23 protein-coding genes and 1 other RNA gene are annotated in these 22,784 nt (G+C 37.6%); 20 read left to right on the forward strand and 4 right to left on the reverse strand.

Features of this window, described 5'->3' with window-relative positions; genetic code table 11:
* The first annotated feature begins 1 nt into the window (after position 1).
* The 20 genes from AC6BKE_RS07795 (at position 2) to ssrA (ending at position 19,041) form a co-directional block, all read left to right on the forward strand.
* Complete coding sequence (locus AC6BKE_RS07795; protein ID WP_036121163.1) at positions 2–1,477, forward strand: 4-hydroxyphenylacetate 3-hydroxylase family protein; 1,476 nt, start codon at positions 2–4, stop codon at positions 1,475–1,477.
* Between the two features lie 22 nt (positions 1,478–1,499).
* A complete protein-coding gene (locus tag AC6BKE_RS07800) occupies positions 1,500–2,255 on the forward strand; it encodes an IclR family transcriptional regulator (RefSeq protein ID WP_036121159.1) in 756 nt (251 codons plus the stop codon).
* Between the two features lie 25 nt (positions 2,256–2,280).
* Positions 2,281–2,835, forward strand: a complete 555-nt coding sequence (locus tag AC6BKE_RS07805; RefSeq protein ID WP_036121155.1) for a 3-hydroxyanthranilate 3,4-dioxygenase — start codon at positions 2,281–2,283, stop codon at positions 2,833–2,835.
* Complete coding sequence (locus AC6BKE_RS07810; RefSeq protein ID WP_036121153.1) at positions 2,826–3,857, forward strand: amidohydrolase family protein; 1,032 nt, start codon at positions 2,826–2,828, stop codon at positions 3,855–3,857. Before AC6BKE_RS07805 ends, AC6BKE_RS07810 begins: the two co-directional genes overlap by 10 nt.
* Positions 3,832–4,293 carry a RidA family protein gene (locus AC6BKE_RS07815; protein ID WP_036121150.1) on the forward strand — a complete coding sequence of 154 codons (462 nt, stop codon included), beginning with the start codon at positions 3,832–3,834 and terminating at the stop codon, positions 4,291–4,293. The genes AC6BKE_RS07810 and AC6BKE_RS07815 overlap by 26 nt, the downstream gene beginning before the upstream one ends.
* A gap of 76 nt (positions 4,294–4,369) precedes the next feature.
* Positions 4,370–5,836, forward strand: coding sequence for an aldehyde dehydrogenase (locus tag AC6BKE_RS07820; RefSeq protein ID WP_058844375.1), 1,467 nt, complete (start codon positions 4,370–4,372; stop codon positions 5,834–5,836).
* A 14-nt stretch (positions 5,837–5,850) separates the two neighbouring features.
* Positions 5,851–6,630 (forward strand): 2-keto-4-pentenoate hydratase, encoded by a 780-nt coding sequence (locus AC6BKE_RS07825; protein ID WP_271910888.1) that lies wholly within the window; start codon positions 5,851–5,853, stop codon positions 6,628–6,630.
* A 15-nt stretch (positions 6,631–6,645) separates the two neighbouring features.
* The gene (locus AC6BKE_RS07830; RefSeq protein ID WP_036116775.1) at positions 6,646–7,533 is read left to right on the forward strand and encodes an acetaldehyde dehydrogenase (acetylating); all 888 of its coding nucleotides are present in this window, start codon (positions 6,646–6,648) and stop codon (positions 7,531–7,533) included.
* Complete coding sequence (dmpG, locus tag AC6BKE_RS07835; RefSeq protein WP_058844378.1) at positions 7,530–8,543, forward strand: 4-hydroxy-2-oxovalerate aldolase; 1,014 nt, start codon at positions 7,530–7,532, stop codon at positions 8,541–8,543. The genes AC6BKE_RS07830 and dmpG overlap by 4 nt, the downstream gene beginning before the upstream one ends.
* Positions 8,543–9,313, forward strand: coding sequence for a 2-keto-4-pentenoate hydratase (locus AC6BKE_RS07840; protein ID WP_271910887.1), 771 nt, complete (start codon positions 8,543–8,545; stop codon positions 9,311–9,313). Before dmpG ends, AC6BKE_RS07840 begins: the two co-directional genes overlap by 1 nt.
* A 12-nt stretch (positions 9,314–9,325) precedes the next feature.
* Positions 9,326–9,511, forward strand: a complete 186-nt coding sequence (gene thmT, locus AC6BKE_RS07845; RefSeq protein ID WP_036116769.1) for a 2-hydroxymuconate tautomerase — start codon at positions 9,326–9,328, stop codon at positions 9,509–9,511.
* Between the two features lie 40 nt (positions 9,512–9,551).
* Entirely contained in the window at positions 9,552–10,613 is a 1,062-nt protein-coding gene (locus AC6BKE_RS07850) for a TRAP transporter substrate-binding protein (protein ID WP_271910885.1), read from the forward strand.
* A gap of 16 nt (positions 10,614–10,629) precedes the next feature.
* The gene (locus AC6BKE_RS07855; RefSeq protein WP_036116766.1) at positions 10,630–11,115 is read left to right on the forward strand and encodes a TRAP transporter small permease; all 486 of its coding nucleotides are present in this window, start codon (positions 10,630–10,632) and stop codon (positions 11,113–11,115) included.
* A complete protein-coding gene (locus tag AC6BKE_RS07860; protein WP_036116764.1) occupies positions 11,112–12,392 on the forward strand; it encodes a TRAP transporter large permease in 1,281 nt (426 codons plus the stop codon). Before AC6BKE_RS07855 ends, AC6BKE_RS07860 begins: the two co-directional genes overlap by 4 nt.
* A gap of 275 nt (positions 12,393–12,667) precedes the next feature.
* A complete protein-coding gene (locus tag AC6BKE_RS07865) occupies positions 12,668–13,858 on the forward strand; it encodes an MFS transporter (protein WP_499856361.1) in 1,191 nt (396 codons plus the stop codon).
* Between the two features lie 239 nt (positions 13,859–14,097).
* On the forward strand, positions 14,098–14,325 hold the full coding sequence (secG, locus tag AC6BKE_RS07870; protein ID WP_036116760.1) for a preprotein translocase subunit SecG: 228 nt from the start codon (positions 14,098–14,100) through the stop codon (positions 14,323–14,325).
* A gap of 190 nt (positions 14,326–14,515) precedes the next feature.
* Positions 14,516–15,262 carry an alpha/beta hydrolase gene (locus tag AC6BKE_RS07875; RefSeq protein ID WP_036116758.1) on the forward strand — a complete coding sequence of 249 codons (747 nt, stop codon included), beginning with the start codon at positions 14,516–14,518 and terminating at the stop codon, positions 15,260–15,262.
* A gap of 37 nt (positions 15,263–15,299) precedes the next feature.
* Entirely contained in the window at positions 15,300–17,768 is a 2,469-nt protein-coding gene (gene rnr / locus AC6BKE_RS07880) for a ribonuclease R (RefSeq protein WP_499856364.1), read from the forward strand.
* Between the two features lie 70 nt (positions 17,769–17,838).
* Positions 17,839–18,306 carry an SsrA-binding protein SmpB gene (gene smpB, locus AC6BKE_RS07885; protein ID WP_025116583.1) on the forward strand — a complete coding sequence of 156 codons (468 nt, stop codon included), beginning with the start codon at positions 17,839–17,841 and terminating at the stop codon, positions 18,304–18,306.
* 379 nt (positions 18,307–18,685) lie between these two features.
* Positions 18,686–19,041: a transfer-messenger RNA gene (ssrA, locus tag AC6BKE_RS07890) on the forward strand.
* A gap of 133 nt (positions 19,042–19,174) precedes the next feature.
* Here the strand turns inward: ssrA and AC6BKE_RS07895 are convergent.
* From AC6BKE_RS07895 to AC6BKE_RS07910, 4 genes are all read right to left on the reverse strand, one after another.
* The gene (locus AC6BKE_RS07895; RefSeq protein ID WP_499856366.1) at positions 19,175–20,341 is read right to left on the reverse strand and encodes a site-specific integrase; all 1,167 of its coding nucleotides are present in this window, start codon (positions 20,339–20,341) and stop codon (positions 19,175–19,177) included.
* Between the two features lie 101 nt (positions 20,342–20,442).
* The gene (locus AC6BKE_RS07900) at positions 20,443–20,658 is read right to left on the reverse strand and encodes a helix-turn-helix domain-containing protein (protein ID WP_499856368.1); all 216 of its coding nucleotides are present in this window, start codon (positions 20,656–20,658) and stop codon (positions 20,443–20,445) included.
* The gene (locus tag AC6BKE_RS07905; protein WP_499856370.1) at positions 20,651–22,195 is read right to left on the reverse strand and encodes a DNA primase family protein; all 1,545 of its coding nucleotides are present in this window, start codon (positions 22,193–22,195) and stop codon (positions 20,651–20,653) included. Before AC6BKE_RS07905 ends, AC6BKE_RS07900 begins: the two co-directional genes overlap by 8 nt.
* A complete protein-coding gene (locus AC6BKE_RS07910) occupies positions 22,195–22,761 on the reverse strand; it encodes a hypothetical protein (protein ID WP_499856372.1) in 567 nt (188 codons plus the stop codon). The genes AC6BKE_RS07905 and AC6BKE_RS07910 overlap by 1 nt, the downstream gene beginning before the upstream one ends.
* Positions 22,762–22,784 lie beyond the last annotated feature (23 nt).

Raw genomic sequence — 22,784 nt, forward strand, 5'->3', positions numbered from 1 at the left:
TATGGGAATTAGAACAGGGCAACAATTTATGGATGCATTAAAGTCAAGAAACCCAGAAGTATGGCTAAATGGTCGTTTAGTAGAGAGTGTTTACGATGAACCCTATTTTCAACAACCAATTAAAGAAATTGCAAAGTTATATGATTTACAACATGATCCAAAATATCAAGAAGATTTAACGCATGTATGTGATGAAACAGGGGAGCGTGTAGCCACTTCATTCCTTTTTGCAAAATCCTACGAAGATATTATGAAACGTAGTAAAGCTTTTGAAGTAGTAGCTCGCCAAACTTTTGGCTTGATGGGGAGAACACCAGATTTTTTAAATACAGTGGTAACTTCTTTAGCACAAAATTCTTGGTTCTTGGCGAAATACAACCAAGATTGGGCTAAGAACATTGAAGCTTATTATCGCTATATACGAGATAATGATGTGTTCTTAACTCATGCCATTGTGAATCCACAAAATGACCGAAGTAAAGCATCACATGAACAGACAGATAAGTTTACGCACTTAGGTGTAGTAGAAGAACGTCCTGATGGATTAGTTGTCCGCGGAGCAAAAATGCTAGCAACATTAGCGGCGTTTACGGATGAAGTCATTATCTATTCATACCCAGGATTTGTACCAGGAGACGAGCGTTATGCATTAGCTTTTGCTGTACCGATTGATGTGAAAGGGTTAAAAATTATTTGTCGTGAACCCGTTCAAGATGGTACACGTTCAACATTCGATCATCCACTGGCTTCCCGCTATGAGGAAATGGATGCACTACTCATTTTTGAAGATGTATTAGTACCATGGGATCGTGTGTTTTTATATAACAACGTTGAGGCTGCGAACTTGCTGTATCCAATGACAGGTATTGCTGAACAGCCCGCACATCAGTCAGGGGTTAGAGGATACATTAAACTGGCATTTGCTGTAGAGGTAGCTTGTAAGGTTGCTGATTCGATTGGTGTAGATCAATATTTAAATGTGCAACGTGATCTCGGCGAATTAGTGCAATATGTAGAAGTCATTCGTGCATTGATTCGAACAGCGGAGCATGAATTTACGGTAACAGAGCATGGTGAAGCGCGATTAAATCCAGATGCTTTAGAGACCATTCGCGGCATGATGCCAGAAATATATCCGAGAGCCATTGAAGTCATGCAAACAATTGGGGCAGGCGGTTTGCTAATGATGCCAACTGAAGCTGATTTCTTAAATCCAGAGCTTCGTCCAAGCATTGATCGTCATTATGGTGGACGAGAAGGTGTAGATGCAGAACTAAGAATGAAAATCTTTAAGCTAGCCTGGGATTTATGTGGTGAAGGGTTTGGTATGAGAGCGCTTCAATACGAACGCTATTATACAGGAGATCCAATACGGAAACGTGCTATTTACTACAATAAATTTAAGAAACGGTACTCCTTTGATTTAGTTGAATCCATTCTTGCGAAAGAAGATGTAGGCGAGAAACAAACAGTATAAATTGAACTTGGAGGTGAAGCATTTGATTTCATCGGTAAAAAAAATCTCACGCATTATCGATTTATTTTTGGATGGCGAACCATCTTTAAGTAATAAAGAAATCGCAGAAAAGCTAAATTTACCTCCGAGTTCAGTCCATCATTTCTTAAAAACAATGTGTCAAGAAAGTATTCTCTTGCAAGGCAGTGATAAGCGTTACCGATTAGGCTGGAAAATTCTTGAGTGGAGTAACAAAGTTATGTATTACCAAGAAATTAATTTTGAAGCAGGCCCTATAATAAGTAATTTGGTTGCGCGTTTTAAAGGTACTTCACATATTGGGATGTTTGATAATGGGGAAGTTCGATTTGTATACAAGGCTATGTCTCCACATGCGGATATAGTACCAACATTTGTCGGTATGACTCGTTATCCTGCTTATTCAACAAGCATTGGGAAAGTATTATTAACGTATAATCCAGCATTTATGTTGCCGATGTTGGAAAAAGGCATGTTTAAGCAAACTGCCAATACTATCACCTCTGTAGATGATTTGAAAAAGGAGCTTGAAGTAGTTTATAAAAACGGCTATGCCATTAGCGATCAGGAAAATGCGTCCAATACTTATGGGGTTGCAGCACCTATTAAAACCTATAATGGTCAAGTTGTAGCAGCCCTTAACTTAGTAGGTGAAAAAAGTTATATGAACGGTAAGGATAAACAGGCAATTGTTCGTGAGGTAATTCGTTCAGCAGAACTAATTTCGAGACAACTAGGCTATATGACAATAAATTATTAAATTTAAAATTAGGAGGAATTCAATTATGTCCAATTCAACGCAAGTAAGTAAATTACAAGCCCGTTCTCAAAACATTTTTAAAATCATTGAGGAGAACAAGCATTTACTAAAACCGCCAGTGAATAATAAAGTGCTATGGGAAGACTCTGAGTTTTTAATTATGTTGCTTGGTGGTCCAAATGCTCGTCGTGAATTCCATGTTGACCCATCAGATGAACTATTCTATCAAATTAAAGGTTCTTGTTTTGTAGAGGTTATTAATGATGAAGGTAAACGTGAAGTAATTGAAGTGAAGGAAGGCGAAATGTTTATGCTACCAGCAAACGTCCCTCATTCACCACACCGCGTTGCAGACACATATGGAATTGTCGTGGAGAGAAAACGTAAAGAAGGCGAGTTAGAGGATTTAGTATGGCTATGCAGTGAATGTGACCATGAATTGTATCGTCTACGCGTACAAGTAACAAACATTGGGAAACAAATCTCAGATGGTATTGATTACTTCAACGCTTCTAAAGATTTACGTCAATGTGATAGTTGTGGACATGTAATGCCTGAGACTGTAAGTGAATGGCAATGAGAATCGATTTTCATACACATATTTATCCGAGAGATTTACCGAATTTTGCTAGTAAGTATGATAATGATAAGTGGCCTGTCTTAGAGCAAAAATGTTCTTGTGGAGCGGATATTATGGTAAGTGGTGAAGTATTTAGGGAAGTGACCAATCAAGTGTGGGACACAAAAAAACGCATTGAGGATATGGATCATGAGGGTGTAGATATGCAGGTTATTTCACCCGTACCTGTCACATTTTCTTATTGGGCACCTATTGAACAAGCGGTAGAGCTTGCACAATTCCAAAATAACTTTATTGCAGATGTTGTTAAAGCACATCCAGATCGTTTTATCGGCCTAGGAACTGTACCGTTGCAAGATGCAAAAGCGGCTGTTGTGGAGTTAAAACGGTGCAAAGAAATAGGTCTAGCCGGAATTGAAATTGGCACTAATATCAATGGAGAAAATTTGGACAGCGAGTATTTACTGCCATTTTTTGAAGCGGCAGAACAATATGAAATGCCGCTCTTTATTCATCCTTGGGAAACCTTAGCACAAGAGAGAACACCAAGACATAACTTTTTATATACAATTGGCATGCCGAGTGAAACAGCTTTAGCGGCAGCGAGCTTGGTGTGGAGTGGTGTAATGGAAAAGTGTCCGAATTTAAAGGTTTGTTTTGCCCATGGTGGCGGATCATTCCCTTATATTCTTCCACGTCTAGACCAAGGTTGGGATGTTTGGCCAAGCCTTAGACGTACAAAATATCCTCCAAGCCACTACACGAAAAATTTTTACTTTGATTCATTAGTATATGAATCACAAAATCTACATTACTTAATTGAACGTTTTGGCCATGAGAAAATTATGATGGGATCAGACTATCCATTTTTACTAAGAGAAATTAACCCTGGAAAAATCATAGATGAAACCTTGGACTTATCAGAAGAAGTACGTAAAGCCATTCTAGGTGAAAACGCTATGTCATTTTTAAATGTAGAAAGGAGCAGGGTTCTAAATGGTAAATCAAGTGAAAACGCCTGAAGAACGCTTGCAAGAGCTTGGAATAGAACTTGCTGAGCCAAGGGAAGCAGTTGGAAATTACGTTGGTTGTGTACGAACAGGTAATTTAATTTTTACATCAGGTCAAGGTGTCGATCAGTATCATGGCAAATTAGGTGAAGATTTAACAGTAAATGATGGCTATGCAGCTTGTCGCCAATCGATGATTAACCTGTTATCTGTATTGAAATCTGAATTAGGTGATTTATCGAAGGTGAAGCGTATTGTAAAAATTTTAGGAATGGTCAATTCTACGCCTGATTTTACACAACAGCCAAAAGTTATGAATGGTGCATCAGATTTATTAGTGGATGTTTTTGGAGAACGAGGAAAACATGCCCGTTCAGCAGTTGGGATGGCCCAACTTCCTAATAATACAGCCATTGAAATAGAAATGGTTGTTGAAATTTCAGAATAATCAAAAAGCGACTTTGAGAAAAAGGTAAAACACTCTTTTTCTTAAAGTCGCTCCATAATTGAGGGAGTGAAAAGTGATGCAACATGCAACGTTTAAAACGAAAAGTATTAATTGTCGTAATTTCATAAACGGTGAATTCATTGACGCTATAGATGGGAAAGTGTTTGAAAATATAAATCCTGCTACAGAAGAAGTCATTGGATGGGTAGCAGAAGCGACTAGGGAAGAAGTCGATGCAGCAGTACAATCTGCAAAAGCTGCTTTGAAAGGACCGTGGGGAAAATTCACTGTCAAAGAGCGCTCTCTACTGTTACGACGTATTGGCGACCTCATTTTAGAAAATGTTGAAGAACTTGCTGCTTTAGAAACGATAGATACAGGCAAACCGTATCATTTAGCGATAGAAATGGATATTAAACGTGCAGCACATAATTTCCACTTCTTTGCGGATTACGTTACTTCACTTGGCAATGAATCTTATAACCAAGACAATATGGCACTTCATTATTCAGTGACACGACCAGTAGGTGTCGTGGCTATGATTAATCCTTGGAATTTACCATTACTACTTTTAACTTGGAAATTAGCCCCTTGCTTAGCAGCAGGTAGTACTGCTGTCATGAAACCGGCGGAGCTTACACCAATGACAGCTACTCGCTTGGTTGAATTATGTCAAGAAGCGGGGATACCAGATGGTGTTGTAAATTTAGTTCACGGTTTTGGTGGGAATTCAGCAGGTGCTTTTCTATCAGAACACCCTGATGTAGATGCTATTACATTTACAGGGGAAACTAAAACAGGCACTACTATTATGAAGGCTGCTGCCCCTACATTGAAAAAAGTTTCATTTGAATTAGGGGGCAAAAATCCTACTATTATTTTTAAAGATTCGGACCTAGATGAAGTTCTTGCAACAACGTTAAAATCAAGCTTTACAAACCAAGGGCAAGTGTGTCTCTGTGGTTCTCGTATATATGTAGAACGTGATATTTATAAAGAATTTGTGGAGAAATTTGTAGCTCGTACAAAAGAATTAAAAATTGGAGATCCATTTGATGCAACGACAGATATCGGCTCTGTCGTAGGGAAAGAGCATTATGAAAAAGTAATGGGTTACATTCAAATTGCCAGAGAAGAGGGTGGCAATATTCTTACAGGCGGTGGTCGCCCAGCTACTATCGATAAAGGCTACTATATTGAGCCAACAATTATTACCGATTTAACGGATCAGGACCGTTGTGTACGCGAAGAAATTTTTGGCCCAGTTGTTACAGTATTACCTTTTGATACAGAAGACGACGTGATTTCCCGTGCAAATGATACAAATTACGGCTTAGGTGCAACTATTTGGACAAATGATTTAAGACGTGCACATCGTGTTGCAGGTCAAATTGAGTCAGGCATCGTTTGGGTAAATACATGGTATTTAAGAGATCTTCGAACACCATTTGGTGGGATGAAACATAGCGGAATCGGGCGTGAAGGTGGCGCACACAGCTTTGAATTCTACTGCGAGGTCTCAAACGTAACAATTAAATTATAACTTGGGGGGAAAGCATGGTAGTGAATCTAATTGAATGGTCTAACAAATTATTAGAAGCAGAAAGAACACGCATTGGCATTGAGCCGATTACTCAATCAGCTAAAGATATTTCATTGAAAGATGCTTACTCCATTCAACTTGAAATCGTTAATAGGAAGTTACTGAACGGCCATAAAATTACAGGTAAAAAAATTGGTTTGACATCTTTAGCAATGCAAAATCTATTAAACGTGGATGAACCAGATTATGGGCATCTTTTATCGAATATGGAAATTACAGAAGGAAAAACCGAGCGATCAAGTTATTTAAAGCCGAAAGTCGAAGGCGAAATTGCGTTTGTACTGAAGTCTCCTTTAAAGGGACCTAATGTCACTGTTAAGGAGGTACTTGAAGCAACAGATTATATTGTAGCTAGTCTTGAAATCGTAGATAGTCGCATTGCCAATTGGCAAATAAAATTGCTCGATACCATTGCAGATAATGCTTCCTCTGCAAAATACGTACTAGGTCAAGTGAAACGTGAGGTCTTCAATGTTGACTTACCAGCAATCGAAATGCAGCTTTATAAAAATGGAGCGTTTATGAATGAAGGAAAGGGAGAAGATGTTTTAGGCAATCCAGCAAGTTGTGTCGCTTGGCTTGTAAACCGTCTAGCAGATTTCGATATTGGTGTTGAAGCAGGAGAAGTTATATTATCAGGTGCTTTATCGGCAGCATTGGATGCTGAACAAGGTGATAAGTTCACAGCCGACTTCGGTGAACTATTAGGTACAGTCGAACTAGAGTTTGTGTAAAGGGAGGAAGCTACCATGACAAAAATGAAAGTGGGCATTATTGGTTCAGGTAATATTGGTACGGATTTAATGATGAAAATTCAAAGATCTCCGTACTTAGAGATGTCAGTACTTATTGGCATTGATCCTGAATCAGATGGCTTAAGACGTGCACAAGAGGCAGGTTTTCAGACGATTTCCAATGGGATTGAAGGATTTCTAGAGCAACCACATTTGGCGGATATTTTATTTGATGCAACATCAGCAAAGGCACATATTGCTCATGTGAAAGCTTTACAAGGTTTAAACAAAAGACTAATAGATTTAACGCCAGCCGCTGTAGGTCCATTTGTTGTACCGACGGTGAATTTGACAGAGCATATGGAAAAGCCTGTTGTAAACATGATTACGTGTGGAGGTCAGGCGACGATACCAATCATCTACGCCATTAGCCGTGTACAAAGTGTTGATTACGCTGAAATTGTTGCAACAATTGCTTCGAAAAGTGCAGGTCCAGGAACACGAGCTAATATCGATGAATTTACAGAAACAACATCCAATGCAATTGAGCTGATTGGCGGTGCAAAAAAAGGAAAGGCAATTATTATTTTAAACCCAGCAGAGCCACCTTTATTGATGCGTGATACGGTGTTATGTCTCCTTGAAGAAGAAGCGAATACGGAAGAGATTATTAAATCCGTAAAAAATATGGTCGCAAAAGTAAATGAATATGTACCAGGTTATCGCTTGAAGCTAGATCCGATTGTAGATGGAAAGAAAGTTACCGTATTTATTGAAGTAGAGGGATTGGGAGATTATTTACCGATCTATGCTGGAAATTTGGATATTATGACGGCCGCTGGATTGAAGGTGGCTGAAGAAATGGCAAAAACAATGAGCGTTAGGGAGGTGGAAGTGCGATGAGTCAAATCTATTTAACAGAGGTTGCACTTCGTGATGGTAGCCATGTGGTTGCCCATCAATTTTCTTCTGAGCAAGTTCGTTATGTAACGAAGCAATTAAGTGAAGCCGGTGTACCGTATATTGAAGTCACGCATGGAGATGGTTTAGGAGGCTCGTCCCTTCAATATGGTTTTTCTAAAGAGCATGATATTGCGTTAATTAGAGCGGCAGCAGAAGTTGCTGGAGATTCTAAAATAACGGTTTTGCTTATTCCTGGAATTGGCACAATACATCATTTGAAAGAGGCTTATGAGGCAGGTGCTCGAGTTGTTCGTGTTGCTACACATGTAACGGAGGCAGATGTATCAAAGCAACATATTGAAACAGCGAAAGCACTAGGGATGGAGGCATTTGGGTTTTTAATGATGTCACATTCTGCATCACCTGAAAAAGTATTAGAGCAGGCGTTGTTAATGGAATCATATGGGGCTGATGCCGTGTATGTTACGGACTCAGCAGGGGCTATGCTACCGTCTGATGTACAGAATCGTATTCGTTTATTACGTGCTCATTTAAACATTGAGATTGGTTTTCATGCGCATAATAATTTGTCTCTGGCTGTTGCCAATACACTTGTAGCGATTCAAGAAGGTGCTACACGTATCGATGGCAGTATTTGCTGTTTAGGTGCAGGAGCAGGCAATACACAAACTGAGGTATTGGTCGCAGTATTAAATCGCATGGGTATTGAAACAGGCATAGATTTATACCAAATACTCGATCTGGCTGATTATGTTCGTGCCAATATTTTGCCACATCCACAAGATATTACGACAGGTAGTTTAGTAATGGGCTATGCAGGCGTATATTCGAGCTTTTTACGTCATGCCCATATAGCTGCTGAAAAAGTGGGTGTTGATGCTAGAGATATTTTAGTAGAGTTAGGCAAATTAAATGTTGTAGGTGGACAAGAGGATACGATCATTGAAGTAGCACAAAAAATTGCACAACAGAAAGTGGGGAGTGCATAGTGTCTTTATTTGAATATGCTGAGCGGGTGGCGGAAGCACAAGCAACAAAAGAGGCAGTTGAAAAGATTACTAACTCAAAACCAAATTTGACAGTAGAAGAAGCCTATGAGATTCAAAAAATTAGTATGGAAAAAACGATGACAGCTGACAATCGGTTTATCGGTTGGAAAATGGGTCTAACAAGCATTGCTAAACAGCAACAAGTAGGGGTGGATTCTCCAATTTATGGGCGTTTAACCTCACAAATGAATCTTAGGACAAATGAAATTATAGCTGCTGAATATATTCATCCACGTGTGGAAGCAGAGGTAGCCTTTGTTTTTAAAAAAGAGCTACAAGGTGCGGATTTAACACCATTAGAAGTATGGGATGCGATTGAAAACGTATTTCTAGCACTTGAAGTCATTGACAGTCGCTATAAAAACTTTTCATTTACTTTACCTGATGTAATAGCTGATAATGCTTCTTCATCGAAAATTTGGCTGAGTGCGCAAGCATTTTCACCTTATACATGTGATTGGGCTTCTATAGAAGTCATTTTGAAACAAAATGGAGAAGAGAAACTACATGGTACAGGAGCTGCGGTACTTGGTCATCCCATTTATTCGGTCATTGAATTATTAACGATGTTAGCAAAAGAAGGTAGAGGTATTTTGCCTGGTCAACTCGTTTTAACAGGTGGCATAACAGATGCAATTCCAGTAAAAGCTGGTGATGAAATAGAAGCAGACTATGGGACACTTGGCAAGCTAACATTAGTTGTGAAGTAGCGGGGACTAAATATGCCAATTGTTCAAATTCAGTTATTAGAAGGACGGTCTGTGGAGCAAAAGAAAAAAATTATACAAGAAGTTACAACTACCATTGTTCAAACGGCACGAGTTCCAATTGATAGTGTAAGAGTTATTTTAATAGAAGTGCCACCCGTTCATTGGGGAATTAGTGGAAAGACGAAGGCGGAGCCATAACCAATGCAACATATTAAATCAAAAATAGAGGGGATATTTTATGATAAAAAAACCGCTAAAGTTTATGCTAGTTAGTTGTTTATTCGCACTTTTATTCGTTTTGGCAGCTTGTGGTAACTCAAACACAACAAATGAAACAGATGCAAAGACGGACAATAAATCAGCTGTGTCAGCAACTAGTTCGGATGAAGATATTCCAAAGAAGAAATTTAAGCTTGCCCATATTACATCAACAGATCATATGTGGCATAAAGCTGCTGAAAAATTTAATGAAGAATTAAAGGCACGCTCAGATGGCAAAATGGAGCTTGAAATTTACCCTGCAAGTCAATTAGGGACTGAAGCGGATATGGCACAACAAGTAGAGGCAGGCTCGATAGACTTTGCTTTTATTACAGCCGCTTTTTTAAGTACGCGTACACCTGAGATGGCCGCGTGGTTCGCACCATACATGTTTGAAAATTTACAAGAAGCTTCAGATGCAAGTCATACTGATATTGCACGTGAGATTTTAGGAGAAATAGAAGGAACGGGCTTAAAAGGGTTAGATTATCTATTCGCTGGTCAACGTACGATGGTATTGAAATCAAAAGAAGTTAAAAAGGCTTCGGATTTAGCAGGTTTAAAAATGCGAGTAACACCAAGTCCGCCGCTCCAAAAATTTTATAAAGATGCGGGAGCTGCACCAGAAGGATTACCATTACCAGAAGTATATTCAGCATTACAAACAGGCGTTATTGACGGAATGGATATGGACTTAGATGCGACAATCACAAATAAATACTCCGAAGTAGCCAAATATGTAGCTGTAACAAATCACATGGTATGGCCATCAATTGTCGTAGCAAATGAGGGAATGTTTGATGGATTATCTGAAAATGCTCAAAAAATCATTATTGATTCCTTACAAGCAACAATAGCTTATGCAGTAGAAACACGAACTGGACAAGAAGAAGAATTCAAAAAAGAACTTGCCAGTCAAGGAGTGACTGTTTATGAGTTAGGGGCAGATGTATTTAAAGAGCAAATCGAAGCATTTGACGCCGAGTATAGTGCAAAATCTGCTTTAATTAAACAGTTTATTAATGAATTCCGTAAGTAAATGGGGGAATGGCTAGATGGCGAAAATTAGTCAAGTTATTACTAAAATCGAAGAACTACTGATGATCATTTTAATGGCTGCGCTTGCTATCTTAATGATATTTGCGGTTATTTTTCGTTATTTCTTTAAAGATCCCATCCCTTGGGCTGGTGAAGTTTCGATTTTCTTATTAATATGGACTTCGTTTATTGGAGGAAGCTGGGGTCTGAAATATGGTACTCAGGCTTCAGTTACATTTTTATATGATGCTGTATCTAAGCGTAGTAAAAGGATTTTTAAAATTGTTCAGGATTGCATGATGATTGCGTTCTTATTTATATTAATCTATTACGCTTACAAATGGATGATGAATCCTGCCATGTTGCTACAAAAATCGAGCTCCTTACAATTACCAATGTGGATTCCTTATAGTGCAGTATTTATAGGATTAATTTTTGCAGCAATTCATCTTCTTTCACATTTAATTGACACACTTAAAAATAGAGAAGGAGAAAATACATGACTTATATTGTACTCGTTATTTTCTTTCTTTTACTTATCATTGGTATTCCCATCTCAATGGTGCTTGGTATTACTACAGTTATTTATTTCATCTTAAATGGTCAGGTGACATTATTAGATTCTACACCATTACGTATGTATTCAGGGCTTGAAAATTTTGGCCTATTAGCGATTCCGTTATTCATGTTAATGGGTGAAATTATGAATGAGGGCGGTATTACAACGAGGCTTGTTCAATTTGCTCGTGTCCTTTTTGGGCATTTTAGGGGAGGGCTGGCCTATGTGACAGTTATTGCTAATATGTTTTTAGCATCGATTCTAGGTTCAGCAAATGCTCAAGCTGCAATGATGAGTAAAGTAATGGTACCGCAAATGGAGAAGGAAGGCTATAAACGTGAATTCGCAGCGTCTATAACATTAGCATCTTCTATTATCGCACCTATTATTCCACCAAGTATGATTTTCATTATTTACGGTACGTTATCAAGTACATCTGTTGGCGCTCTATTTATGGCTGGGATTCTCCCAGGGATTATTTATGGTCTTGTTTTTATTTTAGTTATTTCTTATATGGGCTATAAACAACAATTCCCGAAAAGTGAACGGGCTTCGTGGGCAGATATTCGAAGCAAGTCATTAAAAGTAATCCCAGCACTATTAATACCCATTACAATTGTTGTAGGTATTCTAACAGGTGTATTTACAGCAACAGAATCTGCTGCTATCGCTTGTTTACTAGCAGTAATTGTCGGTTTATTTGTCTATAGAGAGTTAAATATCAAAAAGCTCCCTAAAATGCTAATCAATACGGTGACAAATACAGCTACAGTAACATATTTAATTATTATGGCCAATATTTTTGGATGGATGATTGCTTTTGAACGAATTCCACAATTGTTAGTAGAAAATATGTTAAACATTACAGAAAGTCCATGGGTATTCTTATTATTAGTGAATTTAGCATTGTTACTAATCGGCATGATACTAGATGGAATTGCCGCATTAATTATTCTAGTACCTGTCATGATGCCACTCGTAATAGCATTTAATATTGACCCGGTGCATTTTGGAGTCATCATTTGTATTAACTTAACGTTAGGCTTATTAACACCGCCAGTAGGGACAGGACTTTTCATCGTATCATCGATGGCAAAAGTGAAGTTTGAAACGCTAGTAAAGAGTGTTTTTCCTTTTATTGTTATTTCCTTTATCGTGCTACTATTCCTAACATATATTCCAGACCTTGTATTATTCGTACCAAGATGGTTGGGGATGTAGGGAGTAGCAGGTACGTTAATTAGGAGAATATTAGGTTATCTTATGGTTGCTTTTATAGTCAATTAATATATGATACTACATTTTTTTAGTTATTTGTGGAGGAGGATGCACGACTTCTGCTTGCCCTGAAAACGAGCATCCCGTAGCGGAAACCAACCACAACTTTAATAGTAATAGTTAAAGTAGGCTAATCACAACACACTTGAAAAAATCGACCACTGTATTAGGTGGAAATGAATTGGCTCATCGAGCGTAAAAGGTGGTTTTGATGGATTATGCAACAGATGAAACGTATTGCAATGTGGATCATCATTGCTCAATTTTTAACTGCCTTTGTTGGGAGAAGCATTAGTCCTCTAATGTTCTATATTAGTGCAGACTTATCATTGAATAAAGGGCAGTTAGGATTTCTTCCAACTGCTCTTTTTATTGGTCAATTTATAGCAACATTGCTAGTTGGCTATTTAGCAGATCGATTGAGTACCCGTAAAATAATGGTTTGTTTGATGATTATTGTTGGAACAGGCTTTTTAAGCTTTGCTTGGATAGACAATTATACGTTGGCCTTAGTATTTGTTGTACTAGCAGGGATGGGTTATGGAGGAATGCATCCTGTTACAAATCGTTTCCTTATGAACATACTTCCAGTAAATCAAGTTTCATTGCTAATGGGGTTAAAACAGATGTCTATTACGCTAGGTTCAGCAGGCTCGAGTGTTGTCCTGATTCCATTAGTAGCTTTCATTGGTTGGCGTTATACATTGTCTGTAGCGGCAGTAGTATTATTAATGTTTAGTTTCATAATGCCTTTTGTATTAAAAACAAAAGAAGATTCACAAACTGAGATAGCTACTAAATTGCCTTTACGTCAGCAGTTACGCATTTTCCTTCATTCAAAATGGCTCTTTTTTACGAATAGCTCAGCATTCATCTTAATGGGTATTCAAATGACATTTAACACCTACATTATATTATTTTTATATGAAATAAAGGACTGGCCCATTTATAGTGCTGGCATATGCTTGGCTATTTCTGAAATTAGTGGGGCAAGTGGGCGAGTGTTGTGGGGGATTATTAGTGATAAATTTTTTAATAAAAATCGATGGGCTGTATTATTAATCATTACTATACTAAGCGCAAATGGGATAATCCTTATGTATTTTACCTATTCCACCTTTTTTATAGTGATGTGTATAGCAATTATAGGTTTTTCTCTTGCGGGCTTTAATGGTATATGGATGACGCTAGCTGTTGAAAGTGTAGAAAAATCTATGAGTGGTTTTGCAAGTGGGTTTAGTATAATGGTGGCATCCATAGGTGTATTTTTAATTCCACCGGTTTTTGGTTCACTTGTGGAATATTGGGGTTATTTCGTAGGTGGGATTTTTTTAATTAGTCTATTTGCCTGCTGTGCCATATTCATGGTAATAGCACTATTTACTGTCAAGAAAGTCCAACCATCATAGCTGATAGTCACCACGTTGAATACAGTACCACAAGAGCATGTATACTAACTGCGACCTCAGGAAGAATTTTTCTAGAATGAACGCTAGCCCTAATCATACGAGGAAATTGATAAAATTCAAGATTCTAGTAAATTTTCAATAGAGCTTGTAAATGATTTCATCATGAAAGTTGTCACATAATCCACTTTTTGTTATACTAAAAGGTGTTGTGATGTTTCAAAGTTCGGGAGGTGCAGTGAATGCATACAGTAGTATTAGTTTCATTAGTTATCGTATCATTAGCGTTGATCGTTGTGGTATTACTTCAATCTAGTAAAAGTGCAGGCTTATCAGGTGCCATCTCGGGTGGAGCTGAGCAACTATTTGGAAAGCAAAAAGCACGTGGTATGGATTTAATCCTTCACCGTGCAACAATTGTGTTAGCTATACTATTTTTCATTTTAGCAGTTGCTATTACAAAAATCTAATAGTTGAAGATATATCGCCTAACCAAATTGGTTGGGCGTTTTCTTTTATTAAAACTAAATGGTAAATTCTCTCTCCATAGCAAAAATTGAATTGTAATTTACAATCCAGCTTGTTATTCGCTAGACATAATCGAGATGGCTATAATGGGTATAGTATGGATGAGTGTTTTAGGATGAAGGAGTGCTTACAATGAACAAATCATTATCACAGCCATTTTTCTTTCAAGCAGGACCACGTGCTGTATTATTATTACACGGCTTTACTGGTAGCTCTGCAGATGTACGAATGCTTGGTAGATTTTTAGAGAAAAAAGGGTATACTACTTTGGCACCTCACTATAAAGGTCACGGTGTGGAACCAGAAGAACTAATCACAACAGGTCCAGCAGACTGGTGGCAGGATGTCGTTGCCGCCTACAAACAGTTACAGGATGCTGGCTATCAAGAAATTGCTGTCGCTGGTCTTTCATTAGGCGGTGTGATGGCACTAAACGTGGCATTAAATAATCCTGTTAAAGGAATTGTCACAATGTGCGCCCCTATGACAATGCGTACAACAGACATTATGTTTGAGGGTGTCTTGAAATATGCAAGGGATTATAAAAAGTTCTTAGGAAAACAAGATGAGCAAATTGAAGCAGAAGTAGCACTCATTGCTGAAAAAGGGATGCCATCTCTACAGGAGCTACGTGAATTTATTGCCCGTACACGACAAGAAATTGACATGATTTATGCGCCTATTTTTGTCATACAAGCTACAAATGATGAAGTAATAGAGACAGAATCTGCCAACATTATATATAATCAAACTGAGTCACTTGAAAAGCATATCAAGTGGTATGAAAATTCAAAACATGTTATTACATTGGATCAAGAAAAAGATCAATTACACGAAGATATTTATCGCTTTTTAGAAAGCCTAAATTGGGCACAATAATTATAAATAGGATTTTCTCATGAAGGAGGGAATATGTATGAAAGACCAAAAAGATACACTACAAAGTCGTTTACTCGATTTTTTCAGCAAAGATGATTATAAACCATTAACTGTTGGTGAAATCGAGGATGAATTCGGTTTTGAGGATGCTGAGGAGTTCAAGGAGCTTGTCAAAACCCTTGTCCGTATGGAAGGGCAAGGCTTAGTTGTGCGTTCTCGCTCCAATCGTTATGGCCTACCAGAGCGTATGAATTTGCTAAGGGGTAAATTTATCGGACATGCGAAGGGCTTCGGTTTTGTGACACCTGATGTCGAGGGCATGGATGATGTATTCATTCCACCGCATGAAATTAATGGTGCGATTAATGGAGACATCGTTTTAATTCGTGTCTTAAAAGAATCATTTGGGGACCGACGAGAAGGGACTGTCACAAAGGTCGTCGAGCGCGGTCAAACAAGCTTTGTCGGCACATTCCAGGCTAATCGAGGCTTTGGCTTTGTTGTCTTAGACGATAAAAAACTACCGATGGATATCTTTATCGCAAAGGGAGACACATTAGGAGCTGTTGACGGTCATAAGGTTGTTGTTGAGGTTGCGACATGGCCAGAGGATTTAAAATCCGCAACAGGCTATATTACCAAAATTTTAGGGCATAAAAATGATCCAGGTGTGGATATTTTATCGATCTTATATAAGCACGACATTCCACCTGAATTCCCAGACGAAGTCATCGCAGCTGCTCAACGCGTACCAGATGAAATTACAGAGGCAGATTTAGTAGGTCGTCGTGATTTGCGACATGAAACGATCGTAACCATTGATGGTGCAGATGCAAAAGACTTGGATGATGCGGTAACCGTAACGAAAAATGTAGATGGTACTTACAAGCTTGGCGTACATATTGCAGACGTTAGTTATTATGTTACGCAAGGCTCTGTCATTGACATCGAAGCTTATGACCGTGCAACAAGTGTTTATTTAACAGACCGTGTAATCCCTATGATTCCACATCGTCTATCAAATGGTATTTGTTCATTAAATCCACAGGTTGACCGTCTAACATTATCCTGTGAAATGATTATTGATGGGAATGGTAATGTCATTTCACACGAAATTTTCCAAAGTGTCATTAAAACGACAGAGCGTATGACATATAAGGACGTTTACATGATTTTAGAGGAGCAGGATGAGGCACTAATCGAACGCTACGAGCCACTTGTGCCAATGTTTAAAAATATGGCTGAGCTATCTGGTATATTACGTCGTAAACGTGAAACACGAGGAGCGATTGACTTTGACTTTAAAGAATCCAAAGTCCTTGTCAATGACGAAGGCTGGCCAGTTGATATTGAATTACGTGAACGTACAGTAGCGGAGAAGCTAATTGAGGATTTCATGCTTGCTGCCAATGAAACAGTTGCAGAGCACTTCCACTGGATGAATGTACCGTTCCTATACCGTATTCACGAAGATCCAAAGCCTGAAAAGCTCCAACGCTTCTTTGAATTTGTTACGAACTTCGGTATTTTAATTAAAGGTACTGGTAATACAGTGCATCCGAAGGCACTGCAAGATGTTTTAAAAGCCATTGATGGTATGCCAGAGGAGCCCGTTATTTCAACAATGCTACTACGCTCGATGCAACAGGCAAAATATTATCCTGAAAGCCTTGGTCACTTTGGCTTATCAACGGATTTCTATACACACTTCACATCACCAATTCGTCGTTATCCAGACTTAATCGTACATCGTTTAATTCGTACGTATATAATTAATAAGGATACTTCTAGAGAAACGATTGCACAGTGGAGTATGGCAATGGATGAAATTGCTGACCATACTTCTGAGCGTGAACGTCGTGCTGTTGATGCAGAACGTGATACGGACGCTCTGAAAAAAGCACAGTACATGTCTGATAAAATTGGCGAGGAATTCGAAGGGATCGTTTCATCCATTACAAACTTCGGTATTTTCGTGGAGCTGCCAAACACAATCGAAGGACTTGTTCACATCAGTAATATGACCGATGATTACTACCGCTTCGATGATCGTCAAATGATTATGATTGGTGAACGAACAAATCGTCAATTCCGTATTGGTGATGAAGTGACAGTCCGTGTTGCCAATGTCATTATTGAGGAGTCATCCATTGACTTTGAAATCGTTGGAATGGTAGCTTCATATGGACGAACACGTAAAGCAGCTCCTACTGTCATCCATGCACGTAAAAATTATAGTGATAACAAGGGTGGACGCAGTCAACGAAGCACACGCAGCGACGAAGAAAAAGGCGGACGCGGTGGCAACCGTAGAGGCGGTCGCCAAGAGGATGACCGTGGAAGTCGTAGCGCCAAGCAAGGTGAACGTCGTGAAAGCGATCGTGACCCGCGTGGTCGCCGCAAAGAAGACTCAAGCCCAGGTCCTAAAAAACGCGTGAAACAAAAGCAAAAGTTTTACGAGGGCATTGCAAAGAAAAACAAAAAGAAAAAATCAAAGCGTAAATAAGCATTAGCGAAAGTGTCCTGAGTAAGGATGCTTTCGCTAATGCTCAACCTTTAAGTAGAGGGTGAAGAATATGGCAAAAGGTTCTGGAAAAGTATTAGCACAAAACAAAAAAGCTGGACATGATTACTTTATTGAGGAAACAATCGAAGCAGGCATGGTCCTAACCGGCACAGAAATCAAATCCATCCGTGCAGGCAAGGCCCAACTAAAGGACTCCTATGTCCGAATCACCAATGGCGAAGCATGGATTAGCAACATGCATGTCAGCCCCTTCGATCAAGGCAACCGTTTCAATCACGACCCACTGCGCGCCCGCAAGCTGCTGCTCCATAAAAAGCAAATCGGCGAGCTAGTCGGTGCCGTAAAACGTGACGGCTACACAATTGTTCCATTGAAAATGTACATCAAAGACGGCTATGCCAAGCTTTTAATCGGCGTCGGCAAAGGGAAAAAAGACTACGATAAACGTAACGACATGCGCAAAAAAGAAGCCAAACGCGAAATGGAACGTACCTTCAAATCAAAAAATCAATATTAATAGATTTCGAGAAAGCTCACCTTGTTGTTGGTGAGCTTTTTTAGGTGTTGATGCTGGGCGAGGCGGATAGAACGGCGAAAGTGACGGATAGAGATTGAAATGTGGTGGATAGAACAACGAAAGCGATGGATAGAGATTGAAATGTGGTGGATAGAACAACAAAAGTGATGGATAGAAAGCCCAATCTAGCGGATATACTAGGTATTTAAGCCAATTTTTTATACAATAGCGGGATACTTGAACTATCGCTAGTTTTGTTTTATAATATGTATTACTGATTGCCAGATTTCATGGAAGCGTACTTTAAGCTCCCACCGTACTAGAAGCAATTCTAGCTCTTTGTTTGAACGAAGCCCAACCGCTTCGATTCATATATCAAGGGGACGTTACGGATTCGACAGGGATGGTTCAAGCTTTAGTCGCGCGTCGGAGGGCTCGGCTCCGTCATCAACGACAGTTATATAATAACTGGCAAACAACAAAACTTAGCTTTCGCAGCGTAAGCTCGTAAGCGCTCTGCCTCTCTATCGCCCATGTAGAGAACGTGGGGCCCAACTTTAGTGGGATACGGTCGATGGTACCACCTGAGTCATCGACAAGAGATTTCCAGGTTAGCGTACAGGACGCCTGTTTGTCGGCATAATGTTACGTGAATCCTAAATAGGCAAACTACACGCGTAGAAGCTGAAGTATTGGAGTCTTTGGACGCGGGTTCGACTCCCGCCGTCTCCATTTTAAGAAATCAATTGATTTCAATGAGTGTCAAAACCCTTGATATGAAAGGGTTTTGACACTTTTTTAATTTCATCTGATTTCAATGGATTTCATTCAATTCTAGTCAATGTCTAGTCAAAACTAAGTCAAAAACTTAACCTTCTAAATAGCTAACAAACTTCTGTATAGCGCCTTCTTTTGCCTTTTTCGTGACGTGTGTATAAATGTCTAAAGTAGTTTTTACATCAGAATGTCCAAGTCGATCTTGAATTTCTTTAATGCTCGCACCAGCTTCGAATAAAAGTGAGCAGTGCGTATGACGTAAACCATGTGGTGATACTTTCTTCAACGTGTATTTGTTTTGAACACTATACATCCACTTCTGAACTTGACCAGGCTGTATAAAATCGTTTTTTGTATTACTAAACATTAATTGGTTTTTCTTCAGCGTATTAATGCCTAACTGAATATATTGCTGCTTTTGAAGCTTATTCCATTCTTTCAAAATCAATAAAGTTGTTTCATCTAATTTAATCGTTCGAGGTTTACCAGTCTTAGTAGTCTTCAAATAAAGCTGTGTTTGTTTACCACGTCCAATAGCTTTATTAATAGTTATCTCACTTTCTATAAAGTTCACATCATTCCATGTTAAAGCTAAGGCTTCGCTTTTACGCATACCTGTATAAGCGATTAAACGGAATAGAGCATATGCTTTATAGTTAAGGTGATCTTTTGCTTTCTCTAAAAATGAAATTAATTCTTCCTTTGTATAAAAATTTTCATTTTCATCTTCAGCATTCTCCGTAAAAGCTTTCTTAACTTTAGTCTCAACATGAGTGAAGGGATTTGTTTGAATAAAGCCATGCACAATAGCGAAATCTAACACCTTTTTAGCATAAGATTTAATGGTACGAGCCTTTTTAACCTTTGAAGCCCATTCATTGTAATGTTTTTGACAAATAGCAATCGTAATTTTCTCGATACGGTAACTGCCCATAGAGGGTAAAATATGATTTTTAAAGTAGCCAACTGTTTTAACAAATGTACTTTCTTCTACAGTTTTTTCGTATTGATTGATCCAAAGATCGTATACTTCCTGATATGTCTCTGTGCTTTTTTGTTTGTATGTGCCTTCAGAGACTTGAAGTTTGATACGTGCTAAAGCAAGCTCAGCTTCTTTTTTCGTTTTAAAACCTCTACGGGTAGTACTGCGAGCTTTACCTGTAAGCTCGTCTATACCTAAATAAACTTGGAATTTATATAACGTTTTACCGTCTTTGTTTTCATAACTTTTTATGGGTGAAGAATTATTTTTTGTCATGCGATCCTCCTAATATCGTTGCGGGGGCAAGATATAAAGAGAGGATTAATCCTCACAGTTATAATATATAATTTAACTGGGGAAAAATCCTCTCCTAGTATTTAAAAGCTATTCTCTTCTAAAAAGCGATCGATTTCTTTTCTTGAAACTCGTTTGATGCCGTCAATTTCACATACTTTTAGGCCCATATGTCGAAATTTTATGAAGGTGTTATAGGAAACACCAGCATATTTTGCAGCTTCAGTAATATTCAACCATCTATATGTCGAGTTATTGATTAAAGAAATTGATGTATATTCATTTACTTGATTATGCATTGTTTTTATCTCCCTCATAATTTTCATCTATTAATGTTAACCCATAGTATCCATGACGATTTTTATCATTAATTCTAAATTTGCTAGGTGTAATTGCTTGATTTATTAATGTTTCATTAAACTCCTTTTTGGAAACACGTTGCTTCTTATTAATCGAGCAGTAGTGATGATAAGCCTTTTCTAATTTATATTTGTGGATCTTGTAATTGGAATCGATAATACATTGATCTTCAAGAAATTCTAATACGTTATTTTTGTTGGGATAGTATCTTTCCAATATTTCTTTCTGAAAATCAGTTTCAGTAAATTGGAAATTATTTCGTTGCCATCTTTGTAAACCAACAATTGCCCATTGAGCGATATAGTCAATCTCAGAGGTTAACTTTTCAAACAAATCTTTATCTTGTTTATTTTTAGGTATGGGATTTAAAAAAGGAATTATTATTAATCTGTCAATAAATGCTCTTGCTTCAGAATGATTTTTAATATAAGGCAAATTATTCCCTGCGAACAAAAGGACAGCAGTATTTACGAAGTCGAATGGTTGACCATAAAGGGGGCGAATTGTTACTCTATCACCACCACTTAACTTTTTTAAAACATCCAATCGACCTAATGAAAGTTCTGATGTTTCTCCACAACTATTAAGTCTTTTACCAACCATATTCGATAAATAATCTGGTTTACTTAGTTGATCAAAGCTTAAGTTGGAGACGTTATTTTTCCCCACTAAATATTCAAGTATCTGTAAAATTATCGATTTACCAGTATCTTTCGGTCCATATAAAATAGGTATATATTTGACATTTCTAATTTCGGAAATAATGTAGCCAAAAAGCTCTTGGATTCGGTAATATAAATTCATATCACCGTTAGTAATATCATTTAAAAATTTTTCAAAATAAGTGCCATATTTTGTGCCTTTTAATAGATTAGCGTTAATCTTAGAAGTCATAAATTGTAGTGGTGTATGTTCTAAAGTAATATTATTATTGAAATCAAAGATAAAGTTTTCAAAGGATACATAGTTCTGATTAACTTTATTTACAGAATCATCGAGGTCTAAGTCAGGAAAAGATCTAATCCATTCTACAATTTCATTTATACTATTTTTGGTGATTTTCCCTTTAAAATCATTAGGTATATTTTGCCTGATAAATTTATCAGCAATTTTTTCGAATGGAATATAATGCGCATTCTTTTTGCTCCAAATATATAATATTTCTTGGTGTATTCTAAAATTGTGATCTGTTATCAATATATTTGCTAAATCTGAATTTGTTATAGATTTAGAAGATAATTTTTTCGTTGTAGATGAAGTTCTTTTCATTATTTGAACCTCAATATCTGAAGTAGAATGATTATTTTTAGCTGTGATTTCATTCTTGAAAATATAGTTTGCAAAATCAGAAATATTTGAAGAACTCTCTTCAAATATTTTTGAATCAAAATTATATAAAGGTATATCAGTAAGATGTGAAGTTTTAAACAAAGTTTTTGAAAACGATGCTTTATCAGATGTTCCCTTTTTTTTCATTAGTGTTCTACTTCCTGTTTAGTAGGCGGATAGAAATAATGTTTTAACTCTTCTCGTACCTCAATGGGAACCAACCTTAATAATAACCCTCGATGATAATGTAAAGCTTCTAATGAATTTGAATTGTGTGACATGGTAATAGGTTTAGAATTATTTGCTCCATTTAATGTAATAAAAAGAAATGAATAAAATTCTACTTCAAAATATAAAAGGCTTGAAGGAGATTCTTTATGTTTTGAGGAACGAATATTCTTATTTTTAAAAGCTATAATCTCTATACAATCTTTTTCACTTAAGTCGATTCCTAGATGAATATTTGACTCAACAGTTTTATCAATTAAATTAAAATCTAGCTGTTGATTATAAATATGACCTAAAATAGATTGAGAATCTTCTAAATTAGATACAAAAATGCAAGTTGGAAGGGTTAATTGAGTATGTCCTAAGCCACTGAGGTGAGAAAAATTACTCTTGATATCAACAGCACAATGATCATCTCCTTTTTTATCCGCGAATTTAATTATTTCTGCTAATTTCTTCTGCAATTTTTTCTCTCTTTTATTCATGAAAAACACTCTCCTAAAAAGTT

The sequence above is a fragment of the Lysinibacillus sp. COL-1 genome, from assembly GCF_059814265.1.